Raw genomic sequence first — 8,937 nt, 5'->3', positions numbered from 1 at the left:
GCAGCAAGTCCAGAACCCCGGTGTCTCCGAAAGAGAACCGGGGTTCTGGCGTTTGGGCGCGGGGAAAATAGAAGGCTATCTGGTCGTTCACTGAACGACGCAGCAAAGCCACCTCACGGCCAGCTCGACTGGCCGCGGTGAGAATGAGGCAAGGGGCGCGCCGACGCAGTGCCGGCGCTGGGTTCAGTGCCTGCGGCGAACCCGGTCGAGCACGTGATGCTCGGCCAGCCAGTGATGCATCATGCCTTCGCCGTCGTGCTCTTTCCGGTAGGCGCGCGATTCGAAAATCGATAGCCCGAGCAGAACCAGCAGACCTACAGCAAGACCGATAAGACCCGCAATAGTTTCGGCATCCATGGCAGCCTCCTGTCGATTGCAGCCATGTCCGTATCTTAGAACAGTGTCGCAACGGAAAAAATAGCGAATTCAGCCGCTTCGCTACTGGCCGGGGCGCCGCTGGATCACCATTCAGAAAGGATTTGAGGCGATGTACCGTGTTTATCTGGCCCTTGCAATGGCCGCTTTGCTCTCGGCGTGTGCCGACAACGCACCGACTCACCGCCACGGCACCCCGCCGCAGGATCCGCCCGACTACCACGGTGTACCGACCGACGACCGGCCGCCGATGATGATCGACAACCCGCCGCCTGCACAGTAAGAGCCGACGCCTGGCGCGAGCGCCGTCAGTGCAACTGCACAGCCACAGGTACGATCGCGCCGCTGATGCGCGGTAGCAACGGCGAGAGCGTCAGCCCGCGCGCGGCCATGAAGACGAGCAGAGCGATCCACAACCCATGATTGCCGAGCGGCCCGACCAGCGCCCATGACGCGCACAAAAACACAGCCAGCGACACCGCCATGGCTTGCATGAGTTCGCGTGTGCGCGTCGCGCCGATGAATACGCCGTCCAGCAAAAAGCCCCAGACGGAGATGAGCGGCGAAAGCGCGGCCCATGGGAGGAATGCCTGGGCAGCGGCACGCACGGCCGGCTGGTTGGTAAGCTTCTCGATGATCCAGGGGCCGCAGGCCCAATAAACCAACGAAAAACCGAAGGCACCCACCGCTGCCCAGAACAGGTTGACCTTCACGGCCTGGCGGAACGCATCGCGATTACCCGCGCCGATCGCCGCGCCTACCAGCGCTTCGGCCGCATGGGCGAACCCGTCGAGACCGTAGGCCATGAAGGTCTGGAAGTTGAGGAGCAGGGCGTTCGCGGCAAGGATCGCGTCGCCTTGCTTCGCGCCCAGATGCGCGAACCACCCAAACGAGCCCAGCAGGCAAAGCGTACGCAAAAAGATATCGCGATTGATCGCGACGAGGCGTTTGAGCGTTGCCGGCTCGAGTACAGTTTGTAACGCGAGCGGCGCGAGCCCGCGAGGACGAAGCCTCCACAGTACGCCGGCACCGAAGACAAAACCGAGCGTATCGGCCGTAGCCGTCGCCGCACCGATTCCGGCGATGCCCCACTGAAGCCCGTACACATAGGCGAGCACCGCAACGACGTTCGTCAGATTGATAAAGATCTGCGAAAGCAGCGCAATGCGCACGCGCTGAGTGCCGAGCAGATATCCGAGCACGACGTAATTCGCCAAAGCGAAAGGCGCAGAGCCGATACGCGCAAGACAATAGACCCCAGCGTTGTGTTGCACGTCTGCGCTGCCGCCGATGGCCGTGAGCGTGTACCGGATCAAAGGCGATTGAATCAGCAGGATCGCGGCGCCAATAGCGAATGCCAGTAGCAGGGCGCGCACGACATTCGCGCGCAATGCGGGGAGGTCGCGCGCGCCGTAGGCTTGCGCGACGAGCCCCGTCGTCCCCATGCGCAGGAAGCCGAAACCCCAAAACACGAAGTTGAAGAACAGGCCGCCTAGCGCGACGCCGCCAAGATCGGCCGCGCTGCCGAGGTGGCCTGCTACTGCCGTGTCGACGGCGCCGAGGATCGGCTGGGTGAGATTGGCGAGGACGATGGGGAACGCGAGCGTCAGCACGCGTCGATGCCAGCCTCGCTGGTCAGGCAGGGCCTCAGCGCCGCTCAAGCGCGTTCCTGCACGCACACCCACGGCGAGACGACGACCGCCCACAACTCCGGCTTGCGCGCCGAGTAATCGGCTGCGGTTTCTGCCGGCATACGTGCGACGAGGCCCGACGACAGCCATTGCATGACGACCGCCCTGTCGTCGTTGGCGATCGCCTCCGCCACGCTGACGAGGTCGAGGTCACGCGCCACACTCAGCAACTTGCCTTGCGCGAAGAAACGTTCGAGATCCTGCCAGTCGATTTTGGCGGTTTCGCCGAGCAGCTTGGCGTACGTCGAACTGGGGTTGGCGTCTTCGATAGTCATGATGATTGGAAATTCGTTGCGGCAGATACTATAAACGATAGTCTGCCAGCAGACCGGTGGTCGGTTAGCGAACGCCGGATCCGCGGTATTAATCACATTAATAAGTTGATATCCAGGCTCGTGGCGCCAAAACGTAGACAATAAGCTACATTAAATCAGCAAACATCTGATCTAAGCGTGCGGCGCATTTGTGTTTCAAATCTGTACGTCACATCGAATAAATGCATTGTTGCGTGCGTTTGCACACTAAAGCCGGCGGCTCCGAAAATGCGAAAAGCGCCGTGCTTTAAACCGACGATCGAGGCTCGCAAAACCCCTCGACAGGACCTTGTTGTTCAGCCTGAACGTCCCGCCCAGCAAGCCTTTGCGCTGGTTGGTGACTTGTCGTTGCGTGTCATTGAAACATGCGATCTTATGAGCAGCCGCAGATGATTCGGCATCCTCATTCGGTGCTGAAAAGTGATGCGACACATAATCCGTGCGCCGTAGCACATTTTCGCGCTAATTAAGTGATTGCGCCGCCGGAAGCCCGTTGATAGATTGCGATTCGGCGCATGGTAAACCGGTCCTTTGCCGATATGCGCCAAACCCCCGTTAGCCCGGCGCCATGCCGGGCTTTTTTTCGTCCATTGATTTGGCTGGCCGTAGCGGCCTGTCTCAACGTGCGGGAAGTTCTCGAGTCGGATCGATCGAGCGCCCCTGGTACCGCAGCTCGAAATGCAGCATCACGCGATCGTTGTCGGTGCTGCCCATTTCCGCGATCTTCTGCCCTTGCGCGACGCTCTGACCTTCCTTCACGAACAATGCCTGATTGTGCGCATAGGCCGTCAGGTAATCGCCGTTGTGCTTGATGATCAGCAAGTTACCGTAGCCACGCAGACCATTACCGGCATAGACCACGGTGCCGGGCGCCGCGGCGACGACGGGCGTGCCGGCCGCATTGGCGATGTCGATGCCTTTCGAGTTACGGCCGTCAAAGTTGCGGATGACCTGGCCGCTGGTCGGCCAGACGAGCGAAATCGACGGCGCAGCCGCCGCCGAAGGTGCGGATGAAGGCGCGGATGCGGTATCGGTTGTTTCGGCGCTCTCGCGCGGGGCAGTTGCTGCGCTACGCGGCGGCGCGGTGCGGGTGCTCGCTGTGCCGGCGGGCGGTTCGACGCGCAGGACCTGGCCGACTTCGATGGCGTCGGGGTTCGACAGATTGTTCCAGCGCACGATGTTCTGCACGGACTGGCGAGTGCTGCGCGCGATCTTGTACACGGTGTCGCCGCGTTCGACGCGATAAAAGCCGGGGCCGACCGGAGCCGATCCGCACGCCGCGAGCAGCGCAACGAGCGCTGCACATGCAATCCGTCTGATTCCTGGTGCCAACATTGAACCTCGCATGACCTTGCCTCGACGGACCACGGTCCGCCGCGCTGGCAAAACGCCTGATTTTAGCGGGTTTGCCAGCGCAACTGGGGTTTTGCCTGACGAATGACTGACGAAGTCGGCAGCATCCATACCGGCGCCGGCCCAGCACGGCGCCGCCGGTGCGCGCGATTAGCCGCCGAGCGCCTCGACGCCGATACGCAGCGTCGCCGTCTCCGTTTGACCCGGTGCGAGCCAGCGCAGGCCGAGGCCGTTGTGGATCGCGTCGGGCAGACCCAGCCAGGGTTCGACGCAGTAGAAGTCGGAGTCCGCGGCTTCCGTCCACGTCGTGACGGCGTACCAGGGAAGCGAGCCGGGCCGGTTCAGGTCGATCGTCACCGCGCGGCCGAGTCCTGGCGCCACGAGGTGCACCGGCGAGGCGGGCGGCGTTGGCTCGAGCACATGGAAGCGGTCGATGATGCTTGCGTCGTCGAGCCTGTATTGCGCTTTGCCGGGTTCGGGCGCACTGATCGAACCGTCCGCGAGCTGATGGCGGCGCTGGCTAGCCGGCAGGTCGAGCGTCGTCTGCGCGCGCTGGGCGTGGGGCAAGGCGAAGTAGAAGTGATGGCCCGCGTACCAGGGGAGCTGATTCGGGCCGGTATTAGTCGCGGCGAGCGTCACGTCGAGCGTATGCGCGTCGGCCAGCCGGTAGACCGCTTCGAAGCGAAAGGCGAACGGGTAGCCGGTGCGGGTGGCGTCGGAGTCGACGAGCGTCATCTGCAGGCCGTGCCCGTCGTCGTCGACTTGCGCCGCGAACGGCAGGTCGCGCGCGAAGCCGTGCATCGGCAGATCGCGGACGACGCCTTGAGCGTCGCGCCAACGCCCGATCTGGCCGTCGACACGATGGCGGCCAAGGAAGGGGAAGAGCAGCGGATTGCCGCCGCGCACACGTGCCGGCTCCGCCCAGTTCGCATTTTCCGGCCATACGATGACCGGCTGGCCGCCGACGTGCCACGAGAGCAAACGGCCGCCGGCCCACGGCGCGAAGCGCAGCGTCGAGGCACCGCGGCTGAGGGTGAGGATGTCCTGCTCTGGATGTGCGTTCATGGGCGGGCCTGGCGTGGGTGGAAGAAGGGTGGCGCGGATGCGCCGGACAGAGGCGGATTTTGCGCCGCTTTCTCATGCGTGAAAACCCTTGTCGGGAAAGCGTGGGTGTCGTTGGCGGACAAGAGTCAGCATAATCCGCATGACCGTGCGTTAGCGCACAGAGCATTTTCGCAGGAGACCTCCCCATGGACCTCGCAATGGCAATGAGCATGGCTCTGTTCAGCCTCTTTGTCGGTAGCAGCGCCTATTTCTTCTACAAGATGGCGCGCTGATCGCGCCGCGTTCCGTCCCCCTCGACCGGATTCCCGAGAGCGCGACACGCAGTTTCGCGCCAGGATCCCTGCATCCGCAGCCAACTTTGTTGCGACGCAGTAACTTTTCTGACAAATCCATCTCCAAGCTTGGCGCTGCAATACGGCCCAGGCATAATCGGTGCGCTTTGCCGCACCGGCTCCGCAACGGTCCGGCCCCTTACACCACCATTACGAGGATCCGCGCGTGAGTCTCTGGTTTCTATTCTTCCTGAGCGTGTTGCAAGGCGTCACCGAACTGTTCCCCGTGAGCAGCCTCGGCCATACACTGCTCGTGCCGGCACTGTTCGGCATGCACATCGACAAGCACGCGCCGCAATTGCTGCCGTTCCTCGTCGCATTGCACCTGGGGACCGCAGTTGCGCTGCTCTGGTATTTCCGCGAGCGCTGGGTCGCGTTGATCAGGGGCTTCTTTGCCTCGCTGGGCGGTCGCAAGAACGACGACGGGCACATGATGTGGGCGCTCATCATCGGTACGATTCCGACGGGTATCGTCGGCCTCGTGCTCGAAAAGCGCATCGAAGCCATCTTTCACGATCTGCGCATCGTCGCGGCTGCGTTGATGGTCAATGGCGTGCTGCTCTGGTTCGGCGATCGCCTCCAGCGTGCCCGTGCGCATCGTCCGCCGGAGAAACTCACGTTCCGCCAGGCCTTTCTCGTCGGCCTCGCGCAGATCGGCGCGCTCATTCCCGGCTTTTCGCGCAGCGGCCTCACGATGATCGCCGGCAATGCAGCGGGCCTCACGGCAGAAAAGGCTGCGGAGTTCTCGTTCCTGCTCGGCACGCCGATCATCTTCGCGGCTGGCGTGCTCGAACTGCCCAAGCTGTTTCACGCGCGAGATCAGCTGATGACTGCGGTCGTTGGCGGCGTGCTCACGGGTATTGCGGCCTGGCTGAGCGTGAAGTTCCTGATGAGCTATTTCGAGGGACGCGGGCGCCTCGCATCGTTCGGTGCGTACTGCCTGATCGCGGGCGCGATTTTCCTTGGCTGGTTCGCGTTGCATCAGCAGCCGGCTTGATTTGGGCGCGAAGGCCCTTGGCAAGCGCGATGAGCGAGGCGCGACCGCGTGAGACGATCGCGGTATAATCCAGCCCCGTCTTCGCGAGGCCCGCTTGCGGCCTTGCGCACGTTCACGCGACAGTAGCTCAGCTGGATAGAGCATCGGCCTTCTAAGCCGAGGGTCGGGGGTTCGAGCCCCTCCTGTCGCGCCATAGACTACAGGCTGGAAGCCACGCCAGATAAGGGAATGCCCCGTCCGGTAAGGTTCTCCGGCCTGTTTTGTTTTCAGCGTGTGTCAGCGAAGTGTGTCAATTAGCCGTGGGATAATCCTTGGAATGGATATGCCCGCTTCGCTTCCTTCTGGAGTCCGCCTTCGCGGCTCTACCTACCAACTCCGCATTGGAGTTCCTGACGACATCCGGCATCTCTGGCCGCGCCGCGCTGATGGATCACTAGCCATCGACGCATACCGCGCGAGTCTCAAGACATCCAATCGCAACGAAGCCGCCGCACGCGCTCACGCCATCATTGCGGACTATCATCGCCAGTTCGAAGACATCCGCGCTCGCAATGCCCCGGCTCCCTTCGTGACGATCACGGCACCGCTTGCCGATCAATTCGCCGCTGAGGCTCGCCGTCTGGTTCTCCAGGCCGAGGAGAGCAACACGTTCTACACCACACCTGTGGAGAAGCGACCCGCTGGGTACGTGCGCTACTTCATTCCCGACACGAAGCAGGAAATCCGTGACGATTTCGCAAGCGCAGGACTCGAAGCGGTCTCTGCGATGCGCGAGGGCAGTACAGACCTGGCCCAGCGATACGGCGAGATCGTTGCGCACGCATGGGGGCTACGAGTGGACTGGGCCGCTCCCGATGGTCGATCTTGTCTGATCCGCATCACCAGGGCGCTTGTCGGCGCATGGAAGGATGTCGAGCGCCGGGAGCAGGGCGACCCCATCGAGACGCCGGAACCCGCAGCGCCGCCCGTGCCGTCCCAAGCGGTCACGAAGCCGCCGAAGCTGTCCGACGTCATCCCATCGTGGATCAATCGCAACTCCCCCAAGCAGGACGCCATAGGGCGAACGAGACGGGCGGTGGCGCTGTTCGAGCAGGTCACCCAGGGCATACCCTTACCTGAGCTTCGGAAGGCGCACGGGGCCGCATTTGTCGCCTGGTTGCTTGATCCGTCCCGAGAGTTCGGCAGGAAGACCGCCGGGAACATCGCCGCCGCTGTAACGGCTGTGGTGAATGTGGCCGTCAAGGATGACTTGATCGACCGGAACCCGCTGGACCTGAGTTTCGACAAGACCATTGGGAGCGAGCGCCGGGAGCCGTGGACCGATGAGGAATTGAAGCTGATGCTAGGTAGTCCGCTGTTCTCCGACCAGATGGCAACCGTGCCACGCTGGGCCAACGTGGACCCCGAGGACGGCAGGGCGCTTCTGTCGATCCTGATGCACACAGGGGCGAGACTGGGCGAGGTCGGGCAGCTACGCTGCGAAGACTTCGCGACGCGCTCCGGGCTGCTGTGCATCCGATTCACCGCCGAGGCAGGCACGCTCAAGACTGCCGAATCTGAGCGGACTGTGCCGCTTCCGTCGCATCTCCTGGACGATCCGTGGTTCGCTGGCTGGCTCCAGGGAGTACAGGGGCGCACGGGTCAGGCTCTGCCGTCGCTGAATGGCCGAGTGAAGGGTGTATCAGATGTCGGCGCACGTTGGTTCGCGCAGTTTCGCGAGGCCACTGGATTGCCCGCTGGAAAGCTGAAAGGCTCCCATCGGTTCCGGCATTGGCTGCGCACTGCGCTGGCTGAGGTCGGAGTGAACACCGAGACGGCGGATGCGATCACGGGCCATGCTGCGAACGGTTCTAGTGGCCGAAGGGTCTACACGGCGGCAGCGAGTCTGCCGACGATGAAGGCCGCATTGGACGCCGTGAAGTGGCCGCTGGCGAAGACCAGGGTGTAGAAGGAATGGATACCCTCAGAGTTTCTGAGGGTATTCCGAGGGTGTGAACTCAATTCACTCCGCCAATTTGGCGATTTTAAATGGGTGTAAGAAAAGCTTACGCCCCGCGAGGGTACTCGAATTGTGTGTACCCCGCCCGCCAATGGGGTCGAGGATTTGTGTCTCCTTCGAGGTCGTGCGAATAGCTCCGATTGTTTAGATATTGAAGAACAATACCAATATTTTCGCTTCATTGTATTAAACCCCCATAGGGGGAAGGACCACGCCGAAGCTGGCGACCGGTTCCGACACCTTCCAACCTGCCGTTCAATTGGCGGGCTGGTTTTGAGCGCGTATGTCCCAAGGGGGGCGACATACAAAATGCCCTCAAAACTGGCTGGTTTGGGGGGTAAGGGGGGCACCTAGGATTCCTAGTGTCTCTCTGAGACTCTAAGAGACGTCCTTAAGACTCTAAGGATCGTCGCTTCGCTCCTCTTTGTTTCTGTAGAAGTTCTTCCCTAAGACTTCACCGTGATTCACTGGACTCCAGGACTTCACGGGCGAACCGTCCCTGGCTACCGCCACTCCAATCCCAATCTTGTCCGTCTCTGAGACGGCACGGGCCGAACCTTGAGCAGACAACGTGTATCCGCGAGGATCACGGGCGAACCGTCATTGATCGCTGTTGACGTCTGCACGAGGTTCGACCTGTGCCGCCTGGCACACGCCCCGGCAATCCTGCCGAGGTGACATAACAAGGCACCTCCCCCGCCGTCGCGAAGATTCGAGACGCGCGAGGTACGGCCCTTGTGTTGGGAAGAGGTCTCGCGCCCAGTCGGACTATCCAACCGTCTCGCGAACCGGCGAACCGTGCGGCCTGAGA

Annotated in this window: 8 protein-coding genes and 1 tRNA gene; 4 read left to right on the top strand and 5 right to left on the bottom strand. The window is 62.3% G+C overall.

The window, feature by feature from the left end; all coding sequences use genetic code 11:
* Positions 1–183: 183 nt before the first annotated feature.
* Entirely contained in the window at positions 184–357 is a 174-nt protein-coding gene (locus tag ACOJB8_RS33185; RefSeq protein ID WP_165822956.1) for a hypothetical protein, read from the bottom strand.
* Between the two features lie 130 nt (positions 358–487).
* Between ACOJB8_RS33185 and ACOJB8_RS33180 the strand changes: the two genes are divergently transcribed.
* Complete coding sequence (locus ACOJB8_RS33180; RefSeq protein WP_176732998.1) at positions 488–658, top strand: hypothetical protein; 171 nt, start codon at positions 488–490, stop codon at positions 656–658.
* 25 nt (positions 659–683) lie between these two features.
* Here the strand turns inward: ACOJB8_RS33180 and ACOJB8_RS33175 are convergent, their stop codons facing one another.
* The 4 genes from ACOJB8_RS33175 to ACOJB8_RS33160 all read right to left on the bottom strand — a co-directional run bounded on the left by ACOJB8_RS33175 (position 684) and on the right by ACOJB8_RS33160 (position 4,798).
* Positions 684–2,036 (bottom strand): MATE family efflux transporter, encoded by a 1,353-nt coding sequence (locus tag ACOJB8_RS33175; RefSeq protein WP_475016320.1) that lies wholly within the window; start codon positions 2,034–2,036, stop codon positions 684–686.
* Positions 2,033–2,341: a DUF2288 domain-containing protein gene (locus ACOJB8_RS33170; protein ID WP_069268696.1), complete on the bottom strand. Its 309-nt coding sequence runs from the start codon at positions 2,339–2,341 to the stop codon at positions 2,033–2,035. Before ACOJB8_RS33170 ends, ACOJB8_RS33175 begins: the two co-directional genes overlap by 4 nt.
* Before the next feature lie 657 nt (positions 2,342–2,998).
* The gene (locus ACOJB8_RS33165) at positions 2,999–3,715 is read right to left on the bottom strand and encodes a peptidoglycan DD-metalloendopeptidase family protein (protein WP_069268695.1); all 717 of its coding nucleotides are present in this window, start codon (positions 3,713–3,715) and stop codon (positions 2,999–3,001) included.
* 168 nt (positions 3,716–3,883) lie between these two features.
* On the bottom strand, positions 3,884–4,798 hold the full coding sequence (locus ACOJB8_RS33160; protein ID WP_368682837.1) for an aldose epimerase family protein: 915 nt from the start codon (positions 4,796–4,798) through the stop codon (positions 3,884–3,886).
* Between the two features lie 498 nt (positions 4,799–5,296).
* Here ACOJB8_RS33160 and ACOJB8_RS33155 point away from each other — a divergent pair, with 498 nt between their 5' ends.
* The 3 genes from ACOJB8_RS33155 (at position 5,297) to ACOJB8_RS33145 (ending at position 8,075) form a co-directional block, all read left to right on the top strand.
* Entirely contained in the window at positions 5,297–6,127 is an 831-nt protein-coding gene (locus ACOJB8_RS33155) for an undecaprenyl-diphosphate phosphatase (protein WP_475016318.1), read from the top strand.
* A 116-nt stretch (positions 6,128–6,243) separates the two neighbouring features.
* A tRNA-Arg gene (locus ACOJB8_RS33150) sits at positions 6,244–6,320 on the top strand.
* A gap of 123 nt (positions 6,321–6,443) precedes the next feature.
* Positions 6,444–8,075 (top strand): DUF6538 domain-containing protein, encoded by a 1,632-nt coding sequence (locus tag ACOJB8_RS33145; protein WP_475016317.1) that lies wholly within the window; start codon positions 6,444–6,446, stop codon positions 8,073–8,075.
* The last annotated feature ends 862 nt before the right edge of the window (positions 8,076–8,937 follow it).

It is taken from the genome of Paraburkholderia sp. BR10141 (assembly GCF_056155635.1).
The sequence above is the reverse complement of the archived record's forward strand: the minus strand, read 5'-3'. Positions and strand labels throughout refer to the sequence as shown.

Bases quoted from the DNA above. Each gene is read 5' to 3' on its own strand.
- ACOJB8_RS33185 (WP_165822956.1), bottom strand. From the start codon at position 357: ATGGATGCCGAAACTATTGCGGGTCTTATCGGTCTTGCTGTAGGTCTG.
- ACOJB8_RS33180 (WP_176732998.1), top strand. From the start codon at position 488: ATGTACCGTGTTTATCTGGCCCTTGCAATGGCCGCTTTGCTCTCGGCG.
- ACOJB8_RS33170 (WP_069268696.1), bottom strand. From the start codon at position 2,341: ATGACTATCGAAGACGCCAACCCCAGTTCGACGTACGCCAAGCTGCTC.
- ACOJB8_RS33165 (WP_069268695.1), bottom strand. From the start codon at position 3,715: ATGTTGGCACCAGGAATCAGACGGATTGCATGTGCAGCGCTCGTTGCG.
- ACOJB8_RS33160 (WP_368682837.1), bottom strand. From the start codon at position 4,798: ATGAACGCACATCCAGAGCAGGACATCCTCACCCTCAGCCGCGGTGCC.
- ACOJB8_RS33145 (WP_475016317.1), top strand. From the start codon at position 6,444: ATGGATATGCCCGCTTCGCTTCCTTCTGGAGTCCGCCTTCGCGGCTCT.